Origin of the sequence: Citrobacter sp. RHB35-C21 (genome assembly GCF_013816515.1) — a bacterium.
Classification (GTDB): Bacteria; Pseudomonadota; Gammaproteobacteria; order Enterobacterales; family Enterobacteriaceae; genus Citrobacter; species Citrobacter braakii.
On sequence record NZ_CP057147.1, the window covers coordinates 469,430 to 493,765 of the forward strand.

Below are 24,336 nucleotides of genomic sequence, written 5' to 3' on the forward strand. Positions count from 1 at the left end.
GATGTGCAGTTAGTCGCGCTTTGCGCCACTACGCAGCAGGCCAGATGCGCCTTCAGAATAGTCTCGCGGCATCTGAACCGGCGCCTGATCGTTACCCGCTTCGGACTCTGCCAGACGATTACGGAACGGATTATTTTCCGGTGACATACCCGGCAGCAGGTTGCTGGAGCTTTTCGCCATATGCTGGTAGATCTGACGATAATCGTCCGCCATGTTATCCAGCAGTTCAGCGCTGCGGGCAAAGTGGCTCACCAGCTCTTCGCGGTACTCTTCCAGCTCAGCTTTATTTTTTTCCAGTTCGTACTGCAATGCCTGCTGTTGGCGTAATTTACGATTACCAAAACGCATGGCTACAGCACCAATAATGATACCGACGACTAACCCAATTAGCGCATATTCCCAGGTCATGAACATCTCCCGTTGTCTTGTGTTTCCGTAGGGTGTTGGCTTTAGGCTCCATGCCTGCGCCTGATTATGCCACTATAACCGCTAATCCCGTAGAAGTGGAATCCCGTGTTTATATCACGTAATGTAGAACGGCCTTTTTTTCGTCAACCGTGAGCGACGGCACATCGATTCTCAAGGAATAACAATAACATCATGCAAAGCCTTTCCCCGACATCGCGTTACCAGCAAGCCCTCAAAGACGGCAGTCATCAGCCCGACAACGTACAACAAGAAGCAGTGAATCGACTGGAAACAATTTTCCAGGCGCTTTCGACGCCAGCACGTCCTGCGCCGCAGGAGAGCGGACTGATGGCGCGTTTTGGCAAATTGCTGGGAAAGCGTGAGTCACCGACCAACGCGCCAGTGCGTGGTCTGTATATGTGGGGCGGAGTCGGGCGAGGAAAAACGTGGCTGATGGATCTGTTCTTCCATAGCCTGCCGGGCGGGCGTAAACAGCGTTTGCACTTTCATCGTTTTATGCTGCGTGTCCATGAAGAGCTTACGGCCCTGCAGGGGCAGAGCGATCCGCTGGAAATCATTGCCGACCGCTTTAAGGCTGAAACTGACGTGCTGTGCTTTGACGAATTTTTTGTTTCTGACATCACCGACGCCATGCTGCTCGGCGGCCTGATGAAGGCGCTGTTTGCCCGTGGTATTACGCTGGTGGCAACCTCCAATATTCCGCCTGATGAGCTGTATCGCAACGGTTTGCAACGCACGCGTTTTCTTCCTGCCATTGATGCCATCAAACAGCATTGTGACATCATGAATGTCGATGCTGGCGTCGATTATCGTCTGCGCACCTTAACGCAGGCGCATTTGTGGTTGTCGCCACTGAATGAGGAAACCCGCCAGCAGATGGACAAGCTCTGGCTGGCATTAGCGGGAACGAAAGGTGAACATGCGCCGACGCTGGAGATCAATCATCGTCCGATGCAGACGCTGGCCGTCGAAAACCAAACGCTGGCGGTGTCGTTCACCACGCTCTGTGTCGATGCGCGTAGTCAGCATGACTACATTGCGCTATCGCGTCTGTTTCATACGGTGCTGTTGTCTGATGTGCCGGTCATGACGACGCTGATGGAGAGCGAAGCGCGGCGTTTTATTGCACTGGTGGATGAGTTCTACGAACGCCACGTTAAGCTGGTGGTCAGTGCGGCCTCACCACTTTACGAAATTTATCAGGGCGATCGTCTGAAGTTTGAATTTCAGCGTTGTTTGTCGCGTTTGCAGGAGATGCAAAGCGAAGAGTATCTGAAGCGGGAACATTTAGCCGGTTAAACCTGCCGCAAATCACATAAAGGGGTCGATCTTTGACCCTGACTTCTCTATAATCTTGCGACCCCACGTTACGAGAGAGTTTTTTTCCCAAAACTTTCTATGCGCCGGCATAGGCTATTCGAAGGGGTAGGTTTGCTGGACAATGTCGTGTGAACCTCAACTGACAAAACGTTTGGGTGTTCACCAACGTGTAACTTATTTATTTGGGTAAGCTTTTAATGAAAACTTTTACAGCTAAACCAGAAACCGTAAAACGCGACTGGTATGTTGTTGACGCGACCGGTAAAACTCTGGGCCGTCTGGCTTCCGAACTGGCTCTGCGCCTGCGCGGTAAGCACAAAGCGGAATATACTCCGCACGTAGATACCGGTGATTACATCATCGTTCTGAACGCTGACAAAGTTGCTGTAACTGGCAACAAGCGTACTGACAAAGTGTACTATCACCACACCGGTCACATCGGCGGTATCAAACAAGCGACCTTTGAAGAGATGATTGCTCGCCGTCCTGAGCGTGTGCTTGAAATCGCGGTTAAAGGCATGCTGCCAAAAGGCCCGCTGGGTCGTGCTATGTTCCGTAAACTGAAAGTTTACGCTGGCAACGAGCACAACCACGCGGCACAGCAACCGCAAGTTCTTGACATCTAATCGGGATTATAGGCAATGGCTGAAAATCAATACTACGGCACTGGTCGCCGCAAAAGTTCCGCAGCTCGCGTTTTCATCAAACCGGGCAGTGGTAAAATCGTAATCAACCAACGTTCTCTGGAACAGTACTTCGGTCGTGAAACTGCCCGCATGGTAGTTCGTCAGCCGCTGGAACTGGTCGACATGGTTGAGAAACTGGATCTGTACATCACTGTTAAAGGTGGTGGTATCTCTGGTCAGGCTGGTGCGATCCGTCACGGTATCACCCGCGCTCTGATGGAGTACGACGAATCCCTGCGTGGCGAACTGCGTAAAGCTGGCTTCGTTACCCGTGATGCTCGTCAGGTTGAACGTAAGAAAGTCGGTCTGCGTAAAGCACGTCGTCGTCCTCAGTTCTCCAAACGTTAATTGTACTCTGCTTCGGCAGACAACAATTTGCGAAAAAACCCGCTTCGGCGGGTTTTTTTATCGTTACTGCTCTCCGTATAACCACGGTAATCCGCTGATTGCCACCTCTTTTTCCCCATTTCAAGAATCGACTCACCACAAAGGTCACAAAATCTGGTAAACTATCATCCAATTTTCTGCCCAAATGTCCGGTATCGTTCATTTTTTGTTTGTATTTTGAACAGTAATGGCTTTCCCGAATATGGGTGACATCACTTCTGGCTGGCCACTTAGTGGCTGGTAGCAGTAAAAATTCTGAATATACCTGGAGGTTTTCATGGCTGTCGCTGCCAACAAACGTTCGGTAATGACGCTGTTTTCTGGTCCTACTGACATCTATAGCCATCAGGTCCGCATTGTGCTGGCTGAGAAAGGTGTTAGTTTCGAGATTGAGCATGTGGAGAAGGACAATCCACCGCAGGATCTGATCGACCTCAACCCGAATCAGAGCGTACCGACACTGGTGGATCGTGAGCTGACCCTGTGGGAATCTCGCATCATTATGGAATACCTGGATGAGCGCTTCCCGCATCCGCCGCTGATGCCGGTTTACCCGGTTGCGCGTGGTGAAAGCCGCCTGTACATGCAGCGTATTGAAAAAGACTGGTACACGCTGATGAACGTCATCGTGAACGGTTCTGCTTCTGAAGCCGAAGTCGCGCGTAAGCGTCTGCGCGAAGAACTGCTGGCAATTGCACCAGTATTTGGCCAGAAACCTTACTTCCTGAGCGATGAGTTCAGCCTGGTAGACTGCTACCTGGCGCCGCTGCTGTGGCGTTTACCGCAGCTGGGCATTGAATTCAACGGTGCAGGTTCGAAAGAACTGAAAGGGTACATGACTCGCGTCTTTGAACGTGATTCTTTCCTGGCTTCTCTGACTGAGCCTGAACGTGAAATGCGTCTGGGCCGGGGTTAACCTGTATGGATTTGCCACAGCTAACACCACGCCGTCCGTATCTGCTGCGCGCATTCTATGAGTGGTTGTTAGACAACCAGCTTACGCCGCACCTGGTGGTGGATGTGACGCTTCAGGACGTGCAGGTTCCTATGGAATATGCGCGTGATGGGCAAATTGTTCTGAATATCGCACCGCGTGCGGTGGGTAACCTGGAACTGGCTAACGATGAAGTGCGCTTTAACGCGCGCTTCGGTGGTGTGCCGCGTCAGGTTTCTGTACCGCTGGCGGCAGTTCTGGCAATTTATGCTCGTGAAAATGGCGCCGGTACTATGTTCGAGCCGGAAGCCGCCTACGACGAAGATGTCGCCAGCTTAAATGATGACGACAACGACGCACCTGGTTTTGAGAGTGAAACGGTCATGTCGGTCATTGATGGCGATAAGCCTGACAATGGCGACGACAACGATCCGGATGACACTCCGCCGCCGCCACGCGGTGGGCGTCCAGCGCTACGCGTAGTGAAATAAAAAAACAGGCCCTTTGGGGCCTGTTCTGTTTTCTGCCTTCGGGATCAGTAAAACAGCGTGATGGTGGCTATCATATTGACCACAAATCCCACCGCCATCGGAATGGCCGTACGTTTTACCACCTCAAAGGGCGATACGCCCGCAATACCTGATGTCACCACAATGACCGCTGTAATGGGGGATACCGCCCGGGCCAGCGTAGTAGCAAAATGCATCGGCATAATCATCACTACCGCAGGAATATGTAGTCCGGCGGCAATATCTGGAATCAGGCTGGCAAAAGACATAAACGGCGCGTTACCTGACCCCATGACAATCGCACAGGCGGCAATGACCACGGCCATGATGATCATCACGCCGATACCGCCAAGGCCGGAATGCTCTGCACCTTTTATTACAGCGTCGACAGTCCCGATAGTCGTCAACCCTTTCGCAAAGATCTCACCGGCGACCACCAGCGTGACAACGTTGGCAAACTGGGTTCCCATGCCGTCAAAGAAGGCCTGCACGTCATCCATCGTTTCGCGCAGATTATGTTTATGCAGGAACTCGACAAACATCGTCAGCGTCATGCTCATCAGCATGACCACCACCAGATTCAGCTCTGTTTTCATTAACCCCATATGTGCCAGGGCAAGCGAGCCCAACATCAGAAGCAACGGCATGACGGGTAGAATGGCGTAATAGAGAGGTGGCACGTTTTCCAGCGTCTTTTGTTCAGCGAATCCGTTGCTTTCCGGGAATGCTTTTTTATCAAACTGCCGCTGAACGAAAAAATGTGCAATTGCGACGGCGACGATAACGCACGATGCGACGGGTAACTGATAGTGAAAGAAGTAGGTAGCGATTTTCATGCCCGCCACCTGCGCGGCAAAAATAGAGTTGGTTTCCAGAATGCCCCATTCAATTGACATTGAAGTGGCAATGACCGCCACCGCGGATAAACGGCTCACGCCAAGACTGACCAGCGTCGGGAACAGTGTCACCATCAGCAGCATGCCTAACCCGGAAGCGCTGGTGATGAACTGCGCCATGATCTGACCAATCACATAGGTGGCGGCAAGAACAACATAGGGTGAGCGGATTAGCTTAAGCGGGCGGCTTAACAGGCTAACCATCGCTCTGCTGGCCCCCATCCTATCCATATAACGGGCATAACCACCTACCGCCATGATTGATAACCCTAGTCCGGCCGCCCGATTGGAAAGCATACGCAGAATTTCGTTGTAAATATCGACCAGTAGATAGCCGCTGTTCTTGTCGTTATCGACCAGCGCGCCGTAGCCTAGCCAGACGCCGCAGATCATCAGGAAGATCCCCGCGGCTGCCAGCACTACCTGCGGTTTGTAGTTTTTGAGGATCAGGTAACCCATCGTTAATAAAACGATGACAGAGATAATGATGCCGAACATTGTTTCACTCCATGCCAGAGAAGAAGATAAATCCGGTAATAACGCTGTTGTCCAAACGGATGTTATATTTTTTCGGGCGATTTTTATGGAGTGAATATCTTATTTTTAATTCGATGTTTAAATTATTTATCGTTATAAAATAGATGGTTATGATAATTTATCACGTTCATGTTCATAAATTTCACGAAGCGAATATGATTGTTTTCAATTAAAGATAAGCTGAATGTTTTAGCGTAACAAAATATCCGGATGGGTTAGACCGCCAATAAGCCCGACAGTCTGATTGACCATCATTTCACCCTGCTTTCGATCCTGTGTTAGGATAAACCCGCTGTTATTTGTCACCACGACTTAGCTGAATGGGCCCTATGAACGCATTTGATTCGCAAGCTGAAGACTCTCCATCCACCATTGGCCGTAGCTTACGCAACCGCCCGCTGGCGCGTAAAAAGCTGTCTGAAATGGTTGAAGAAGAACTGGAGCAGATGATTCGTCGTCGGGAATTTGGCGAGGGCGAACAGTTGCCGTCTGAGCGGGAGCTGATGGCCTTCTTTAACGTGGGCCGTCCTTCTGTACGAGAAGCGCTGGCAGCGTTAAAACGCAAAGGTCTGGTGCAAATCAACAATGGCGAGCGCGCCCGCGTTTCGCGTCCTTCAGCTGATACCATTATCAGCGAGCTGTCCGGTATGGCGAAAGATTTCCTCGCGCATCCCGGCGGCATTGCCCACTTCGAACAGCTGCGACTGTTCTTTGAATCCAGCCTGGTACGATACGCCGCAGAACATGCGACGGATGAGCAAATCGACAGACTGGCGAAAGCACTGGAGATCAACAGCCAGTCGCTCGATGACAATACGCTGTTCATTCGCTCGGACGTTGATTTTCACCGCATACTGGCGGAGATCCCGGGCAATCCCATCTTTATGGCTATCCATGTTGCGCTGTTAGACTGGCTAATTGCCGCCCGTCCGACCGTAGCCGACCAAGAGTTGTATGAGCACAATAACGTGAGTTATCAGCAGCATATCGCTATTGTGGACGCGATTCGTCAGCGCGACCCTGAGGAAGCTGACCGCGCACTGCAAGAACATCTCAACAGCGTTTCCGCTACCTGGCACGCCTTCAGCAAAAGTAAAAAATTGCGTAAGTAATCGCGATCCTGACGATCGTTTAGTGAGGCAGATCGCACTATAAGCGTTCTGTATTGTATTGCTGCTTATTTGATCTGGTATAACAGGTATAAAGGTATGCAGTCAGATAACACTAATCATCATCAGAGGTAGCTATGGCAAGAGATTTAAAAGGCGTAATGCCAGCGTTGTTAACCCCATTCGATAGCCAACAGCGACTGGACATTGAGAGCCTGCGCCGCCTGGTGCGTTTCAACATTGGGCAAGGGATCGACGGGCTCTATGTCGGTGGGTCTACGGGTGAGGCATTTGTCCAAAACCGCGCTGAGAGAGAGCAGGTACTGGAAATTGTTGCCGAAGAAGCGAAAGGCAAGGTGACGCTGATCGCTCACGTTGGCACAGTGAGTACCGAAGAGAGCCAACAGCTGGCGAGTGCCGCGCATCGCTACGGCTTTGATGCGGTTTCAGCCGTCACACCGTTTTACTATCCGTTCAGTTTTGAAGAGCACTGCGATCACTACCGCGCAATTATTGATTCCGCTGATGGCTTGCCGATGGTGGTCTATAACATCCCGGCGCTGAGCGGCGTAAAACTGACGCTGGATCAAATCAACACGCTGGTGACGTTGCCGGGCGTTGGCGCGCTGAAGCAAACCTCAGGCGATCTCTATCAGATGGAACAGATCCGCCGCGCTCACCCCGATCTGGTGCTTTATAACGGCTATGACGAGATCTTCGCTTCTGGTCTGTTGGCGGGCGCAGATGGCGGTATCGGTAGCACTTACAACATTATGGGATGGCGTTATCAGGGAATTGTGAAAGCGCTCAAAGAAGGCGACATCCGGACGGCGCAAAAGCTGCAAACCGAGTGCAATAAGGTTATCGATCTGCTCATTAAGGTTGGCGTGTTCCGCGGCCTGAAGACGGTATTGCACTATATGGACGTGGTTTCTGTTCCGCTGTGCCGTAAACCATTTGCCCCGGTAGATGAACAATATCTGCCGGAACTGAAAGCGCTGGCCCAGCAATTAATGCTGGAACGCGGCTGATCGGACGCCGGATAGCACAATGCTTATCCGGCCTGCAAAAACAAGACTCGTAGGCCGGATAAGGCGAATCCGCTATCCGGCACCACAACGAAAATAAAGATCGTCGGGAGAGTAAAATGAGTACTTCTACCCAGAGCATCCCGTGGTATCGCCATCTCAATCGGGCGCAATGGCGGGCATTTTCCGCCGCCTGGCTGGGATATTTGCTTGATGGTTTTGATTTTGTATTAATCGCCCTTGTGCTGACGGAAGTACAAGGCGAATTCGGACTGACGACGGTACAAGCGGCCAGTCTGATTTCGGCTGCTTTTATCTCCCGCTGGTTTGGCGGGTTAATGCTGGGCGCGATGGGCGACCGTTATGGACGCCGCCTGGCGATGGTCACAAGTATCATTCTGTTCTCTGTGGGGACGCTGGCCTGCGGCTTCGCGCCGGGCTACACCACCATGTTTATCGCCCGCCTGGTTATCGGTATGGGGATGGCTGGTGAGTACGGCTCCAGCGCAACTTATGTTATTGAAAGCTGGCCCAGGCACCTGCGAAACAAAGCCAGCGGCTTCCTGATTTCCGGCTTCTCTGTAGGCGCAGTGATCGCCGCCCAGGTCTACAGCCTGGTGGTCCCGGTCTGGGGGTGGCGCGCGCTGTTCTTCATCGGCATTTTGCCGATTATCTTCGCCCTCTGGCTGCGTAAAAATATTCCGGAAGCGGAAGACTGGAAAGAGAAACACGAAGGCAAAGCGCCGGTACGCACAATGGTGGACATTCTCTACCGGGGCGAACATCGGGTTATCAATATTGTGATGACTCTCGCCGCCGCAACCGCGCTGTGGTTCTGCTTTGCAGGCAACCTGCAAAATGCGGCTATCGTGGCGGTCCTTGGCCTGATATGCGCGTTTATCTTCATTAGTTTTATGGTGCAAAGCAGCGGGAAACGCTGGCCGACGGGCGTCATGCTGATGGTGGTTGTGCTGTTTGCCTTCCTTTACTCATGGCCGATTCAGGCGCTGCTGCCAACCTATCTGAAAACCGAATTGCTGTATGACCCTTCCACTGTCGCCAGGGTGCTCTTCTTCAGCGGCTTTGGCGCGGCGGTCGGTTGTTGCGTCGGTGGTTTTCTTGGCGACTGGCTGGGCACGCGTAAGGCCTATGTCTGCAGTCTGCTGGCTTCGCAGTTGCTGATTATTCCAGTGTTTGCGATTGGCGGCTCAAACGTCTGGGTACTGGGTTTACTGCTGTTTTTCCAGCAAATGCTCGGTCAGGGGATCTCCGGGATCTTACCAAAACTGATTGGCGGCTATTTCGATACCGACCAGCGTGCGGCGGGTCTGGGCTTCACCTACAACGTGGGTGCACTGGGCGGGGCGTTGGCACCGATCATCGGTGCGCTGATTGCCCAACGACTGGATCTGGGCACCGCGTTGGGATCGCTCTCTTTCGGCCTGACATTTGTGGTGATCCTGCTGATTGGTCTCGATATGCCGTCTCGCGTACAGCGCTGGCTGCGGCCTGAAGCATTGCGTACGCATGATGCCATTGATGGCAAACCGTTTAGCGGGGCCGTGCCGTTCGGCGGCGACAAAAGCACCATGGTGAAATCCAAAAGTTAATCCGTTTGCCCGGTCCTGCGCCGGGCAATAGTCATAAGGGAATAAGCATGTCGTTACTTGAACAACTGGATATCAAGATTGCCGCGAACGGCGGGCTGATTGTCTCCTGCCAGCCTGTTCCTGACAGCCCGTTAGATAAACCGGAAATTGTTGCGGCGATGGCGCTGGCCGCGGAACAGGCTGGCGCGGTGGCGTTACGCATTGAAGGGGTGGAAAACCTGAAAGCGACCAGGGCGGTAGTTTCGGTGCCGATTATCGGCATTCTCAAACGTGACCTTGATGACTCTCCGGTCCGCATCACCGCATATCTGGAGGATGTTGATGCGCTGGCGCAGGCAGGCGCTGACATCATCGCCATCGACGGTACCGATCGCGTACGTCCGGTACCTGTAGAAACCTTACTGGCACGTATTCATCATCACCAACGCCTTGCGATGGCTGACTGTTCGTCCATGGCGGATGGCATGGCCTGCCAGAAACTCGGTGCCGAAATCATTGGCACTACCCTTTCTGGCTATACCACGCCAGAAACGCCCGAAGAGCCGGATCTGGCTCTGGTGAAGTCTTTAAGTGACGCGGGTTGTCGGGTGATTGCTGAAGGACGTTACAACACGCCAGCGCAGGCCGCTGAGGCGATGCGTCATGGCGCTTGGGCGGTGACAGTCGGCTCAGCCATTACCCGGCTGGAGCACATTTGCCAGTGGTACAACACAGCGCTTAAAAAGGCGGTGCTATGACCACGCTGGCGATTGATATTGGCGGCACCAAACTGGCTGTTGCGCTGGTAGACAGCAGCCTGCAAATTCAAGAGCGTCATGAATTGCCGACGCCCGCCAGCAAAACACCGGATGCTCTGCGTGCCGCGTTACAAGCACTGGTTGCACCGCTACAGGGGCAGGCAACGCGGGTGGCGATCGCCTCAACGGGGATTATTCGCGACGGTTCTCTACTGGCGCTGAACCCGCACAACCTCGGCGGGCTGCTGCATTTTCCTCTGGTGCAAACGCTAAAAGATCTCACCGCTTTGCCGACGCTGGCAGTCAATGACGCGCAGGCAGCGGCGTGGGCTGAGTATCATGCGCTTGGCGGCGAGTACCGCGATATGGTGTTTATCACCGTCTCCACCGGCGTAGGCGGCGGGGTGGTAAATGATGGGAAGCTGCTGACCGGGATTGGCGGTCTGGCCGGGCACCTGGGACATACGCTGGCTGATCCGCATGGGCCGGTGTGCGGTTGCGGGCGTGTGGGTTGTGTCGAGGCGATCGCTTCCGGTCGTGGGATCGCGGCGGCTGCCGAAGGTACGCTTGCTGGATGCGACGCCAAAACCATTTTTAGCCGCGCCGGGCAGGGTGATGAGCAGGCCAGTCGGTTGATCCATCGTTCGGCACGTACTTTGGCAAGGCTTGTCGCCGATGTGAAGGCCACGATCGATTGCCAGATTGTGGTGATTGGCGGCAGCGTGGGGCTGGCAGAAGGGTATCTGGCGCTGGTGGAAAACTATCTGGCACAAGAGCCTTCGGCTTACCACGTAGAATTACGGGCGGCGCATTACCGTCATGACGCTGGATTACTGGGGGCCGCGCTGTTGGCCCAGGGAGATTGATTATGATGTCAGATGAGTTGCGTTCATTGCCTTCTGCCGGATTACATCCGGTCTTGCAGCAGGCGTTAACGCTGGCTGTTGCGGCGAATCCGCAGGAGAAAACGCCAGGGCGCTACGAGTTGCAGGGCGATAATATTTTTATGAATGTTATGCAATTTGCAACGCAGAGCCCGGAGCAAAAGAAAGCGGAACTGCACAGGGAGTACATTGATATTCAGGTGCTGTTATCTGGTGAAGAACGCATTCTGTTCGGGATGACTGATTCTGCTCGTCAGTGCGAAGAGATGCACGTTGAGGATGATTATCAGCTGTGTAGCCAGATTGCCGATGAGCAGGCGATGGTACTGAAGCCGGGAAGATTTGTGATTTTTATGCCGGGCGAGCCGCATAAGCCGGGCTGCGTGGTACAGGCTCCGATGGACATCAAAAAGGTGGTGATCAAGGTGCGCGCCAGTTTATTACACACCTGACGATGAGAGTGACGGTGTCGGATGGCAAGGCTTGCGCCATCCGACACCGGATATTACAACCTAGCGCTTAAACGTCACCGCTTCCGGCTGCGTCAGATGCAGCGTCGTTTGGCTCGGCACAGTCTCGGCAATGATTCGCCCGTGACGAATGGAATAACGTGCAGGCGTCTGGCGACGAACCGCGTCAAATCCATTCTCTGCCGGTAAAATCACCAGGTTCGCGGAATTCCCTACGCTCAGACCGTAGTCCTGCAGGTGCAGGGTTTTCGCGCTGTGGGTGGTGATCAGATTCAGGCCATCGTTAATTTGTCCGTATCCCATCAGCTGACACACATGTAACCCCATGTGCAGTACCTGCAGCATATTCGCGGTGCCTAGCGGATACCACGGATCGAAGACGTCATCATGGCCGAAGCAGACGTTGATCTCCGCCTCCAGCATCTCTTTGACGCGTGTGACGCCGCGGCGTTTAGGATACGTGTCAAAGCGCCCTTGCAGGTGAATATTCACCAGTGGATTCGCGACAAAGTTAATGCCGGACATTTTCAACAGGCGGAAAAGACGGGAAGCATACGCGCCGTTATAGGAGTGCATTGCCGTAGTATGGCTGGCGGTCACGCGCTCACCCATATTGTCGCGATGGGCCAGCGCCGCGACGGTTTCAACAAAGCGTGATTGCTCATCGTCAATTTCGTCACAGTGCACGTCGATAAGTCTGTCGTATTTTTGCGCGAGGGCGAAAATTTTGTGCAACGACTCCACGCCATATTCACGCGTAAATTCAAAGTGGGGGATCGCACCAATGACGTCGGCCCCCAAACGCACGGCTTCCTCTAATAACGCTTCACCGTTGGGATAAGAAAGAATGCCCTCTTGCGGGAATGCGACAATCTGTAGCTCTACCCACGGAGCGACTTCTTGCTTCACCTCCAGCATGGCTTTCAGCGCGGTCAGCGTTGGGTCGGAAACATCAACGTGAGTGCGGACATACTGGATGCCGTTGGCCATCTGCCACTTAAGAGTCTGCATGGCGCGCGCTTTGACGTCATCGTGAGTGAGCATTGCCTTACGTTCGGCCCAGCGCTCAATGCCTTCAAATAACGTACCAGACTGGTTCCAGCTCGGCTCCCCCGCGGTTTGCGTGGTATCCAGGTGGATATGTGGCTCAACGAACGGTGGGATTGCCAGGCCACCTTCGGCATCAAGCACTTCCCCCTGCGGCAACGTAGCGGCGTCCTGAGCCTCAATTCGGCTGAAGCGTCCGTTTTCAACCGTGAGCTGCCACAATCCTTCGCGTCCCTGTAAACGCGCCTGACGAATGGTGATGTTATTATTCTGCATGGCTGACCTCTGGTGATTTAGCAAGGCTGCGATTGAAAAGTGGGTTCAGCAGGATATAGCTGAATACGCCGCCGAGTACGGCGTTGACGGGCACGATACCGGGAATATAGTGACCGGCGGCAATGCCCAGTGCAACGGACAGGATAGCTATCCAGTTTACGGAAATAAATTGTGCTTTGCTGAAGTCGGCATATCGGCGATGGTTCAGCAGATAGTCGGCGATAATCACTCCACCAATTGGAGGAATCGCTGCCGACAAAAATGTCAGCCAACCGACAAAGTTATTGTAAAGCCACAGTGCGCACAGTGTGCCGATAATACCGTTAGCCACCGACAACGAACGGCTGGAAAGGCCGGTAATATTGGCAAATCCCAAACCTGAAGCGTAGAGCGCATTGTCGTTGGTGGTCCAGATATTCAGGCCGAGAACCACAATTGCGGGCAGCAGCAGGCCCTGAGCAATCATTACGTCAGAGATGTCCGCCTGTCCAACAGCGGCGGCACCCGCAGCGCCGAAGATAAACATCAACGAGTTGCCAAGGAAAAATGCCACCATGGCAATCAGTACCGCACCTTTGGCGTTGCGGCCAAAGCGGACAAAGTCGGCGGTTAACGTGCCTGCGCTGATAAATGAGCCGACCACCAGCGCCAGTGCGGTGGAGAAATTCAGCGGTGTCTGCGGCACTATCGCTTTTAAATGGTCTAAACCGCCGACATCGCTCACCGCCAGCCAGACGGAGTAGCTGCCAAGAACGACGATGGCAGGTACGGCGATGATAGATAAAACGGTCAGCGCCGAGATGCCAAAAAAGATAGTCAGGGTCATCAACAGACCGGAAACCGCAATCAGAATATTGACGTCAATCCCCGTCGCTTTGCCAACCGGGATAGCAAACATGGCCACACCAACGCCAAACCAGCCTACCTGTGTACCGCCTAAGAGCAGTGAGGGAAGCCATGAACCTTTCAAACCAAATGAGTAACGTGCCAGAAGGTGGGTTGAGAGCCCTGTTTTTGCGCCGATAAAACCGAGAAATGCAGTGTAAATACCGAGGAGAAGATTACCGAAGAGAACTGCAAGGAAGAAATCATTATAGGAAAGACCGGTACCGAGTGTGCCACCGGTCCACATACTGGCGGAAAAAAATGTGAGTCCCAACATGACAAACGTTAGTGGAATCACGCCCTTCCGCGCCGCCAGAGGGACGGGGCCCTGGCTATAATTGTTGTCCTGCGACACAACGCCTCCATGAATTTTGCCCAAAAAATCCGCCGCATAATATACAGTTCTCAGAATAAAGCAAACGTTTCCGTATGTTTTTTTAGTTCTCTTTCACGGTGTTGATAGAGGGGAGGGGGCAGGGGTATTGCGAGGAATCTGGCATCTCATCAGCGTTCGAAGATGAGATGCCAGAAGACGCTTACTTACACTTCCAGGTAGTTCAGGATACCGTCTGCCGCTTTACGACCTTCGGCAATCGCGGTGACTACAAGATCCGAACCACGCACGATATCGCCACCAGCGAAGATTTTTGGGTTGCTGGTCTGGAAGGCGTTATCGCTGCGTTCCGGAGCAATAATACGGCCCTGAGAATCCAGCTCGACGCTGTGCTCTTTCAGCCACTCCATGCTGTGCGGGCGGAAGCCAAACGCCAGTACCACCGCATCAGCCGGAACAACGTGCTCGGAACCGGCGACGATCTCCGCGCGGCGACGCCCCTTCGCATCCGGTTCGCCCATTTCGGTGCGCGCCATTTTCACGCCGCACACTTTACCGTTGGCATTCACTTCCACGCCTAAAGGCTGGACGTTGAACTGGAACTCGACCCCTTCTTCACGCGCGTTTTTCACCTCGCGTTTGGAACCCGGCATGTTCTCTTCGTCGCGGCGATAGGCGCAGATTACGTGTGCCGCGTTCTGGCGAACCGAGGTCCGCACGCAGTCCATCGCGGTATCGCCACCGCCGAGAACAACGACGCGTTTGCCTTCCATGCTGATGTACGGCTCGTCACTGCTTTCGCCGAATCCCATCAACTGTTTGGTATTGGCGATCAGAAACGGCAGGGCATCAAATACGCCGGAAGCGTCTTCGTTTTCCAGCCCACCGCGCATCGACTGATAGGTACCTACACCAAGGAACACGGCATCGTAATCCTTCAGCAGATCGTTAAGCTGCACGTCGCGGCCCACTTCCACGTTTAGTTTGAACTCAATGCCCATACCAGTGAAGATTTCACGGCGACGGGTCATGACCTCTTTCTCCAGCTTGAATGCCGGGATCCCGAAGGTCAGCAGACCGCCGATTTCCGGGTGGCGGTCAAATACCACCGCCTTCACGCCGTTGCGGGTCAGCACATCAGCACAGGCCAGGCCCGCCGGACCTGCACCGATGATCGCCACGCGCTTGTCCGTCTGGCGAACGCCAGTCATATCCGGACGCCAGCCCATCTCGAACGCTTTATCGTTGATATAGCGCTCGATGTTGCCGATAGTTACCGCACCGAACTCATCGTTTAGCGTGCAGGATCCTTCACAAAGACGATCCTGCGGGCACACTCGGCCACAGACTTCCGGCAGAGTGTTAGTCTGGTGCGACAGTTCTGCCGCTTCAAAAATACGTCCCTCATTCGCCAGCTTAAGCCAGTTCGGGATGTAGTTATGTACCGGGCACTTCCACTCGCAGTACGGGTTGCCGCAGGAAAGACAGCGATCTGCCTGTGCTTTGGCCTGGCCTTCGGAAAACGGCTCGTAGATCTCGATAAATTCGATCTTACGGATCTTCAGCGGTTTCTTCGGTGGATCAACGCGCTGCAGGTCGATAAATTGGTATACGTTCTGACTCATTGCTGCTACCCCTTACTGCGCCTGCACACGCAGCTCTGCTGCGCTACGACTACGGTGACCCAACAGTGCTTTCACATCACTGGATTTCGGTTTTACCAGCGCGAATTTCGCCGAGAATGCTGGCCAGTTCGCCAGGATCTCTTCGCCGTGTGAAGAACCGGTATGTTGTACGTGCTCGGTAATCAGACCGCGCAGGTGTTCCTCATGAATAGCCAGCGAGTCCACGCTCAGTACTTCTACCAGTTCCGGGTTCACGCGTTTGCGGAATTCACCGTCTTCGTCGAGCACGTAGGCGAATCCGCCGGTCATGCCCGCACCGAAGTTGACGCCGGTTTTGCCGAGAATACACACGATGCCGCCGGTCATATATTCACAGCCGTTGTCGCCAATACCTTCAACCACGGTAATAGCGCCGGAGTTACGCACCGCAAAACGCTCACCCGCACGACCCGCAGCAAACAGGCGGCCACCGGTAGCACCATACAGGCAGGTGTTACCAATGATGCTCGCCTCATGGCTACGGAAAGCAGAGCCAACCGGAGGACGCACTGCCAGCAGGCCGCCCGCCATGCCTTTACCGACATAGTCGTTGGCATCGCCGGTCAGATACAGCTCCACGCCGCCCGCGTTCCACACGCCGAAGCTCTGGCCTGCGGTACCGCTGAAGTGCGCTTTAATCGGGTCAGATGCCAGCCCCTGATCGCCATGCGTCTGAGCGATATAGCCCGACAGCGATGCGCCGACGGAACGGTCGGTGTTGCGGATATCGAACCAGAAGGTTTTGCTCTGGCGCTCATCGACAAACGGTTTCGCCTGCTGTAACAGCTGGGCGTTCAGCACGCCGTTATCAAACGGCGGATTGTTTTCAGTGCAATGCAGCGCTTTACCTGGATGCGGTTCAGCGGTTTCCAGCAGACGAGACAGCTCCAGTTTCTGCTGCTTGGCGGTAAACCCTTCCAGCTCTTTGAGCAGGTCGGTACGACCAATCAGATCCACCAGACGTTTCACGCCCAGTTGCGCCATCAGCTCGCGGGTTTCGCGGGCGATAAATTCAAAGTAGTTAGTCACTTTGAACGGCAGGCCGTGATAGTGGTTCTTACGCAGTTTGTCATCCTGAGTTGCCACACCGGTTGCGCAGTTGTTTAGATGGCAAATACGCAGGTATTTACAGCCCAGCGCGACCATGGGGCCGGTGCCGAAACCGAAGCTTTCTGCACCCAAAATTGCCGCTTTAATGATATCGACGCCGGTTTTCAGACCGCCATCGACCTGCAGACGGATCTTGTGACGCAGACCGTTAGCCACCAGCGCCTGCTGAGTTTCCACCAGCCCCAGCTCCCACGGGCAGCCCGCGTATTTTACCGAGGAGAGTGGGCTTGCCCCGGTACCGCCGTCGTAACCGGCAATGGTAATCAGATCCGCATAGGCTTTCGCCACGCCGGTCGCAATAGTGCCGACGCCCGGTTCGGAAACCAGCTTCACCGAGATCATCGCTTTCGGGTTGACCTGTTTCAGGTCGAAAATCAGCTGCGCTAAGTCCTCGATAGAGTAGATATCGTGGTGCGGCGGCGGGGAGATCAGCGTCACGCCCGGCACCGAATAACGCAGTTTGGCGATGTACGGGGTGACTTTATCACCCGGTAACTGACCGCCTTCGCCCGGCTTCGCGCCTTGAGCGACTTTAATCTGAATGACATCAGCATTGACCAGGTACGCTGGGGTTACGCCAAAGCGACCGGAAGCCACCTGCTTAATGCGCGACACCTTGTTAGTGCCGTAGCGCGCCGGATCTTCGCCGCCTTCACCGGAGTTCGAGTTACCGCCGATGCTGTTCATGGCTTCGGCCAGCGCCTCGTGTGCTTCCGGGCTTAATGCCCCGATAGACATCGCTGCGGTATCAAAGCGTTTAAACAGTTCGGTTGCGGGTTCTACTTCGCTAATGCTTACGGCTTCATCGCCAGGTGTAATCGCCAGCAGATCGCGCAGCGTGGCCGCCGGACGCTCATTGACCAGCTTTGCATATTCCTGATAGTCGCTGTACTCGCCGCTTTGTACTGCCTGTTGCAGCGTGCGCACCACGTCCGGGTTGTAGGCGTGGTATTCGCCGCCGTGGACGTACTTCAGCAAACCGCCCTGGCTGATAGGCTTACGCGCCAGCCAGGCATGTTTGGAGAGGTTCAGCAGATCCTGCTGGAAGTCGGTAAAACCCGCGCCGCTGATGCGACTGACCACGCCCTGGAAGCATAAAGCCACAACATCATCGTGCAGACCAACGGCTTCAAACAACTTCGAGCAGCGGTAAGAGGCGATGGTCGAGATGCCCATTTTGGACATGATTTTGTACAGACCCTTGTTGATGCCGTTACGGTAGTTCAGCATCACGGTCCGGTAATCTTTGGCAATCGCTTGAGTGTCGATCAGACGTCCCAGCGTTTCATACGCGAGATACGGATAAATGGCCGTCGCGCCAAAACCGAGCAGAACGGCAAAATGGTGCGGGTCACGGGCGCTGGCGGTTTCAACGATGATGTTGGCATCGCAACGCAGGCTTTGTTCTACCAGACGTGTTTGTACTGCGCCAACGGCCATCGGTGCCGGAACCGGCAAGCGGTTTTTTGCGATATTACGGTCAGAAAGCACCAACAGCACCGTGCCGTTACGCACCATCTGTTCAGCCTTATCGCACAATGCTTTGACGGTCTCTTCGAGCGTGGTTTCCGTCACGTCGAAGGTGATATCCAGTCGGTCAGCGCGATAATGCTCCTCTTTCATGGTGGTGAGCTGGGTGAAATCGGAGTACAGCAGGATCGGCGACTTAAAGCTCAGACGGTGCGCCTGACCTTCGGCTTCGCAGAAGACGTTCATCTCACGACCGATGCTGGTGGCCAGCGACATGACGTGCGCTTCACGCAGCGGGTCGATCGGCGGGTTGGTGACCTGGGCAAACTGCTGGCGGAAGTAGTCATAAATGATGCGCGGCTGGCTGGAGAGCACGGCAAACGGGGTATCATCACCCATTGAACCGACCGCTTCCTGACCATTTTCACCGAGCACGCGGATAACGGAATCCAGCTCTTCAGCGCTGTAGTTAAACTGTTTCTGGTAGCTGGCGAGGGTGTCATCGTCCAGTTCACGGCTGCCGACCTGATCGTCAGCCAGGTCTTCGAAAGGCACCAGACGGCGGACGTTCTTCTCCATCCACTCTTTGTAGGGGTGGCGGCTTTTCAGATCGTCATCGGTTTCAGCCGAATGCAGAATGCGCCCGCTACGGGTATCGATAACCATCAACTCCCCAGGGCCGACGCGACCTTTCTCAACCACTTCATCCGGCTGATAATCCCAGATCCCGACTTCAGAAGCGCAGGTAATCAGCTTGTCTTTGGTGATGACGTAGCGCGCCGGACGCAGGCCGTTGCGGTCAAGGTTACAGGCGGCAAAGCGACCGTCGGACATAACGATACCCGCCGGACCATCCCACGGCTCCATGTGCATGGAGTTAAAGTCGAAGAACGCGCGCAGCTCCGGGTCCATATCCGGGTTATTCTGCCAGGCCGGCGGCACCAGTAAACGCATGGCGCGGATGATATCCATCCCGCCAGCCAGCAGCAGTTCCAGCATGTTATCCATTGAGCTGGAGTCGGAGCCGGTTTCGTTAACGAACGGTGCGGCGTCGTGCAGATCAGGGATCAGCGGCGTCTGGAATTTATAGGTACGAGCGCGCGCCCACTGGCGGTTGCCGGTGATGGTGTTGATTTCACCATTGTGCGCCAGGTAGCGAAACGGTTGCGCCAGCGGCCAGCGTGGTACGGTGTTGGTGGAGAAGCGCTGGTGGAACAGGCAGATGGCCGATTCCAGACGCAGGTCCGCCAGGTCCAGGTAAAAGCGCGGCAGATCCGCCGGCATACACAGACCTTTATAGATATTGACCAGGTTCGACAAGCTACAGACATAGAAGTCTTTATCTTCCTGGAGGCGTTTTTCGATACGACGGCGCGCGATGAACAGGCGACGCTCCATATCACGCGGACGCCAGCCCGCAGGGGCATTAACAAAAATTTGCTCGATACGAGGCAGGGAGGAGAGCGCAATTTCACCGAGAACACCTTCGTTAGTCGGCACGTCGCGCCAGCCGACAATCGACAGGGTCTCCTGCTGTAATTCTTCTTCTACAATGCGACGAGAAGCAGCTGCCAGCTCAGCGTCTTTATTTAAAAAGATCATGCCGACGGCGTAGTTTTTGGCTAAACGCCAGCCGCGCTCTTGCGCTACGATGCGGAAAAAGCGGTCAGGTTTTTGTAACAACAGGCCGCAACCATCGCCGGTTTTTCCATCGGCAAGAATTGCGCCACGGTGCTGCATGCGGGCCAGTGCGTGTATGGCGGTACGCACTACCTTGTGGCTAGGTTCGCCTTCTATGTGGGCGATCAGGCCGAAACCACAGTTATCCCTCTCAAGGGATTTATCGTACAACATATCAGTGAACCTCCCCAGGCTCTGCGGGATTCCCATCTGGACCGTTGCGCACGGGCACACCAAGAGCATGGCGACGGGGTTTGCGTGTCATACACTTACCTCGCATTCGCCCTCTTTATCCTTTTCGCACAGGTCAAACAAGTTTGAGGACTTGCTTCAGAGGGAATCTCAATTACTGCATAAATATGATGAGCAGACTGCTCATCCAGAAAGCTTCCAGCGGATTTCCAAGTTATCGGGAATCCACACACAGGTCAAATGGCAATCTTATTTATGCAAAAATGTGCTATTGTGCAATTAACTTTATGAAAATATTGAAATAAAAGGGTTTTATACATTGATATAACCTGAGGAGGATGCCCTGGGAAGTGTGATCTGTCTCACTGTAAGAGAGGCCGGATATCTCTCGTCCTCCCTTTGTTTATCGATATACTTGGCATTTTATGCTGGTTTTTAGAGTTTTGGCGTCTTAAAGATACTGTTTTTACGCTGAGAGTATAAGAAGATAAAAAAAACAGCTGGATATAAGGAAAAGTAATTATATTTTGAGTGAATGGAATTTCGATTATTTTGATTTGTTATGCAATAAATAAAGGCTCGCCAGGGCGATTGATCCAGGTCATCGCCGACTGGGGCAAAAAATGGCAGGCTTTGGCCTCTTTTCAAGGCGCGGTCTACCAGATTATGCAGTTACAGAAATTAGTCAATATGTTTGGTGGGGATCTTTCTCGCCGTTATGGGCAAAAGGTTCATAAACTCACGCTGCACGGCGGATTTAGCTGTCCAAACCGTGATGGCACCATCGGACGCGGCGGATGTACTTTCTGTAATGTCGCCTCGTTTGCCGATGAAGCACAGCAGCACCATTCAATTGCCGAGCAGCTTGAGCATCAGGCGCAGTTGGTCAATCGCGCCAGACGCTATCTGGCCTATTTCCAAGCTTATACCAGCACCTTTGCGGAAGTACAGGTGCTGCGTTCGATGTATCAACAGGCGGTCAGCCAGGCCAACATCGTCGGGTTATGCGTTGGGACGCGCCCCGACTGCGTGCCGGATGCGGTACTCGATCTGCTTTGTGAGTATAAAGACCTCGGCTATGAGGTATGGCTGGAGCTCGGTCTGCAAACCGCGCATGACAAAACCCTACACCGGATTAATCGCGGCCATGATTTTGCCTGCTATCAGAACACCACGCGGCTGGCGCGCGAGCGCGGGCTGAAAGTGTGCTCACACCTGATTGTTGGTCTGCCGGGAGAAGGACAGGCAGACTGTCTGCAAACCATGGAACGAGTGGTGGAGACGGGCGTTGACGGTATTAAGCTGCATCCGCTGCATATTGTGAAAGGCAGTACGATGGCAAAGGCCTGGGAAGCCGGACGGCTGAACGGAATTGAACTGGACGACTACACGGTTACCGCCGGGGAGATGATCCGCCATACGCCGCCAGAGGTGATTTATCATCGAATCTCTGCCAGCGCGCGTCGCCCAATGCTGTTGGCTCCGCTATGGTGTGAAAACCGCTGGACCGGGATGGTCGAACTGGATCGCTATCTCAATGCACATGGTGTTCAAGGCTCTGCGCTTGGCACTCCGTGGATTCAGCCTGGGAGCTAACCATCCGGCAATCTGCGCCTGCTTGCCTGATGACGCTACGCTTATCAGGCCCACGTTGAATCTCTCCTCGGTCATTTCACCGATAACCTCCGCATTTCTTGCACAATCTTCAACGTCACGCTGAGAATTGAGTATTATTGTGCCAAGTTGTCGTGAAGGAACCCTCTATGAAGCAAATCCGTATGCTGGCGCAATATTACGTCGACCTGATGATGAAATTGGGTCTGGTGCGCTTTTCGCTGTTATTGGCGCTGGCGCTGGTCGTGTTGGCGATTGTGGTGCAGATGGCTGTCACCATGGTGCTGCATGGCCAGGTAGAAAGCATTGATGTTATCCGCTCTATCTTTTTTGGTCTGTTAATTACCCCCTGGGCCGTCTATTTTCTGTCAGTGGTGGTGGAGCAACTGGAAGAGTCCCGGCAACGCTTGTCACGACTGGTACAAAAGCTGGAAGAGATGCGCGAGCGCGATCTCAAGCTCAATGTGCAGTTAAAAGATAATATTGCCCAGCTTAATCAGGAAATTGTTGAGCGCGAAAAAGCCGAAGCGGAGCGCCAGGATACGTTCGAGCAGTTGAAGGTTGAAATCAAAGAGCGCGAAGAAGCGCAGATTCAGCTTGAGCAGCAGTCTTCCTTTTTACGCTCTTTCCTTGATGCCTCGCCGGATCTGGTTTTTTATCGTAATGAAGATAAAGAATTTTCCGGCTGTAACCGTGCCATGGAACTGCTGACCGGCAAGAGCGAAAAGCAGTTGGTGAATTTAAAACCGGCTGATGTTTACTCCCCTGAGGCGGCAGAAAAGGTCATTGAAACCGACGAGAAGGTGTTCCGTCATAACGTCTCACTCACCTACGAACAGTGGCTGGACTATCCGGACGGGCGCAAAGCCTGCTTTGAAATTCGCAAAGTGCCTTACTATGACCGCGTAGGTAAGCGGCATGGTCTGATGGGCTTTGGGCGCGATATTACCGAGCGTAAGCGTTATCAGGATGCGTTAGAGCGCGCCAGCCGCGATAAGACCACCTTCATTTCTACCATCAGCCACGAACTGCGCACCCCGCTTAACGGCATTGTCGGCTTAAGCCGGATCCTGCTGGATACGGATCTGACCGCTGAGCAGGAAAAATACCTGAAAACAATCCACGTCTCTGCCGTGACGCTGGGGAATATTTTCAACGATATTATCGACATGGATAAGATGGAGCGACGTAAAGTTCAGCTCGATAACCAGCCGATCGATTTCACCAGTTTTATGGCGGATCTGGAAAACCTCTCTGGCCTGCAGGCGCAGCAAAAAGGGCTGCGTTTTGTGCTTGAGCCGACGTTACCACTACCGCATAAGGTCATTACCGACGGCACGCGTTTGCGCCAGATTCTGTGGAATCTGATCAGCAACGCCGTGAAGTTTACCCAGCAGGGACAGGTAACCGTGCGGGCGCGCTATGACCAGGGGAATATACTGCATTTCGAAGTTGAAGATTCCGGGATCGGTATTCCGCAGGATGAGCAAGATAAAATCTTCGCCATGTATTATCAGGTGAAGGACAGCAATGGCGGCAAACCGGCAACGGGAACCGGGATTGGACTGGCCGTATCGAAGCGTCTGGCGAAAAACATGGGCGGCGATATTACGGTCTCCAGCCAGGCTGGCAAAGGCTCCATCTTTACGCTGACCGTGCATGCGCCTGCGGTAGCGGAAGAGATTGAAGACGCCTTTGAAGACGACGACATGCCGCTGCCAGCCCTGAATGTGCTGCTGGTGGAAGATATCGAACTGAACGTTATTGTCGCGCGTTCAGTGCTGGAAAAACTGGGCAACAGCGTGGATGTCGCCATGACCGGGAAAGCCGCGCTGGAAATGTTCACGCCGGGCGAATATGACCTGGTGCTGCTGGATATTCAGCTACCGGATATGACCGGTCTGGATATCTCGCGCGAGCTGACGCAAAAATACGCCCGTGAGGACCTGCCGCCGCTGGTTGCGCTTACCGCCAACGTTCTGAAAGATAAAAAAGAGTATCTGGACGCGGGAATGGACGACGTGCTGAGTAAGCCGCTGTCGGTTCCGGCGTTAACCGCCATGATCAAAAAATACTGGGATACCCGAAACAAAGAGGAGAGCACTGTGACATCTGAAGAGAGCAGTAAATCGCAAGCGCTGTTAGATATTCCTATGTTGGAACAATACCTCGAGCTGGTGGGACCGAAGTTAATAACCGACGGGCTGGCGGTGTTTGAGAAGATGATGCCGGGATATTTGAGCGTGCTGGAGTCCAATCTGACCGCACGGGATAAAAAAGGCGTTGTTGAGGAAGGCCATAAAATTAAAGGCGCGGCAGGTTCCGTGGGGCTGCGCCACCTGCAACAGTTAGGTCAGCAAATCCAGTCGCCAGACCTTCCAGCCTGGGAAGATAATGTTGCTGAATGGATTGAAGAGATGAAGCAGGAGTGGCAGCACGACGTGGCGGTATTGAAGGCCTGGGTGGCGAGCGTGGAAAAAAAATGACCCCGGCTTGACCGGGGTGCGCGAATACTGCGCCAACACCAG

At 53.8% G+C, this 24,336-nt stretch carries 19 protein-coding genes; 13 read left to right on the plus strand and 6 right to left on the minus strand.

All coding sequences use genetic code 11. The features are described 5' to 3' along the window. Window positions 1-9: 9 nt before the first annotated feature. Window positions 10-408 (minus strand): Z-ring associated protein ZapG, encoded by a 399-nt coding sequence (gene zapG / locus HVZ39_RS02300; RefSeq protein WP_003025147.1) that lies wholly within the window; start codon window positions 406-408, stop codon window positions 10-12. A gap of 192 nt (window positions 409-600) precedes the next feature. On the opposite strand from zapG, the gene zapE reads away from it, so the two are divergent. From zapE to sspB, 5 genes are all read left to right on the plus strand, one after another. Continuing rightward, window positions 601-1,728, plus strand: a complete 1,128-nt coding sequence (gene zapE, locus HVZ39_RS02305; protein ID WP_103284289.1) for a cell division protein ZapE — start codon at window positions 601-603, stop codon at window positions 1,726-1,728. Window positions 1,729-1,946: 218 nt separating this feature from the next. Next, the gene (rplM, locus tag HVZ39_RS02310) at window positions 1,947-2,375 is read left to right on the plus strand and encodes a 50S ribosomal protein L13 (RefSeq protein WP_003025141.1); all 429 of its coding nucleotides are present in this window, start codon (window positions 1,947-1,949) and stop codon (window positions 2,373-2,375) included. A 15-nt stretch (window positions 2,376-2,390) separates the two neighbouring features. After that, on the plus strand, window positions 2,391-2,783 hold the full coding sequence (gene rpsI / locus HVZ39_RS02315; RefSeq protein WP_003025138.1) for a 30S ribosomal protein S9: 393 nt from the start codon (window positions 2,391-2,393) through the stop codon (window positions 2,781-2,783). 316 nt (window positions 2,784-3,099) lie between these two features. After that, a complete protein-coding gene (sspA, locus tag HVZ39_RS02320; protein ID WP_003025132.1) occupies window positions 3,100-3,738 on the plus strand; it encodes a stringent starvation protein SspA in 639 nt (212 codons plus the stop codon). Between the two features lie 5 nt (window positions 3,739-3,743). After that, entirely contained in the window at window positions 3,744-4,247 is a 504-nt protein-coding gene (gene sspB / locus HVZ39_RS02325; RefSeq protein ID WP_016154706.1) for a ClpXP protease specificity-enhancing factor, read from the plus strand. Window positions 4,248-4,291: 44 nt separating this feature from the next. On the opposite strand, the gene dcuC is transcribed toward sspB, so the two are convergent. After that, window positions 4,292-5,659 carry an anaerobic C4-dicarboxylate transporter DcuC gene (dcuC, locus tag HVZ39_RS02330; RefSeq protein WP_181633186.1) on the minus strand — a complete coding sequence of 456 codons (1,368 nt, stop codon included), beginning with the start codon at window positions 5,657-5,659 and terminating at the stop codon, window positions 4,292-4,294. Window positions 5,660-6,018: 359 nt separating this feature from the next. Here dcuC and nanR point away from each other — a divergent pair, with 359 nt between their 5' ends. The 6 genes from nanR to nanQ all read left to right on the plus strand — a co-directional run bounded on the left by nanR (window position 6,019) and on the right by nanQ (window position 11,518). Next, the gene (gene nanR / locus HVZ39_RS02335; protein WP_016154704.1) at window positions 6,019-6,810 is read left to right on the plus strand and encodes a transcriptional regulator NanR; all 792 of its coding nucleotides are present in this window, start codon (window positions 6,019-6,021) and stop codon (window positions 6,808-6,810) included. Window positions 6,811-6,944: 134 nt separating this feature from the next. Further along, a complete protein-coding gene (gene nanA, locus HVZ39_RS02340; protein ID WP_103928676.1) occupies window positions 6,945-7,838 on the plus strand; it encodes an N-acetylneuraminate lyase in 894 nt (297 codons plus the stop codon). A gap of 116 nt (window positions 7,839-7,954) precedes the next feature. After that, window positions 7,955-9,445 (plus strand): sialic acid transporter NanT, encoded by a 1,491-nt coding sequence (gene nanT / locus HVZ39_RS02345; RefSeq protein WP_016154702.1) that lies wholly within the window; start codon window positions 7,955-7,957, stop codon window positions 9,443-9,445. A gap of 47 nt (window positions 9,446-9,492) precedes the next feature. Next, window positions 9,493-10,182 (plus strand): N-acetylmannosamine-6-phosphate 2-epimerase, encoded by a 690-nt coding sequence (locus tag HVZ39_RS02350; protein WP_019077794.1) that lies wholly within the window; start codon window positions 9,493-9,495, stop codon window positions 10,180-10,182. Next, the gene (gene nanK, locus HVZ39_RS02355; protein ID WP_181633187.1) at window positions 10,179-11,048 is read left to right on the plus strand and encodes an N-acetylmannosamine kinase; all 870 of its coding nucleotides are present in this window, start codon (window positions 10,179-10,181) and stop codon (window positions 11,046-11,048) included. Before HVZ39_RS02350 ends, nanK begins: the two co-directional genes overlap by 4 nt. A gap of 2 nt (window positions 11,049-11,050) precedes the next feature. After that, a complete protein-coding gene (gene nanQ / locus HVZ39_RS02360) occupies window positions 11,051-11,518 on the plus strand; it encodes an N-acetylneuraminate anomerase (RefSeq protein ID WP_016154699.1) in 468 nt (155 codons plus the stop codon). Between the two features lie 60 nt (window positions 11,519-11,578). Here the strand turns inward: nanQ and HVZ39_RS02365 are convergent, their stop codons facing one another. The 4 genes from HVZ39_RS02365 to gltB form a co-directional block, all read right to left on the minus strand. Further along, on the minus strand, window positions 11,579-12,859 hold the full coding sequence (locus tag HVZ39_RS02365) for a cytosine deaminase (RefSeq protein ID WP_016157577.1): 1,281 nt from the start codon (window positions 12,857-12,859) through the stop codon (window positions 11,579-11,581). After that, entirely contained in the window at window positions 12,849-14,099 is a 1,251-nt protein-coding gene (codB, locus tag HVZ39_RS02370) for a cytosine permease (RefSeq protein WP_047358527.1), read from the minus strand. Before codB ends, HVZ39_RS02365 begins: the two co-directional genes overlap by 11 nt. Window positions 14,100-14,284: 185 nt before the next feature. Next, on the minus strand, window positions 14,285-15,703 hold the full coding sequence (locus tag HVZ39_RS02375; protein WP_016154696.1) for a glutamate synthase small subunit: 1,419 nt from the start codon (window positions 15,701-15,703) through the stop codon (window positions 14,285-14,287). A 12-nt stretch (window positions 15,704-15,715) separates the two neighbouring features. Further along, on the minus strand, window positions 15,716-20,176 hold the full coding sequence (gltB, locus tag HVZ39_RS02380) for a glutamate synthase large subunit (RefSeq protein WP_049040924.1): 4,461 nt from the start codon (window positions 20,174-20,176) through the stop codon (window positions 15,716-15,718). A 684-nt stretch (window positions 20,177-20,860) separates the two neighbouring features. On the opposite strand from gltB, the gene HVZ39_RS02385 reads away from it, so the two are divergent. Both HVZ39_RS02385 and arcB read left to right on the plus strand, forming a co-directional pair. Then, window positions 20,861-21,790 (plus strand): TIGR01212 family radical SAM protein, encoded by a 930-nt coding sequence (locus HVZ39_RS02385; RefSeq protein ID WP_049040958.1) that lies wholly within the window; start codon window positions 20,861-20,863, stop codon window positions 21,788-21,790. 167 nt (window positions 21,791-21,957) lie between these two features. Continuing rightward, window positions 21,958-24,294 (plus strand): aerobic respiration two-component sensor histidine kinase ArcB, encoded by a 2,337-nt coding sequence (gene arcB, locus HVZ39_RS02390; protein ID WP_016154693.1) that lies wholly within the window; start codon window positions 21,958-21,960, stop codon window positions 24,292-24,294. Window positions 24,295-24,336: the final 42 nt, after the last annotated feature.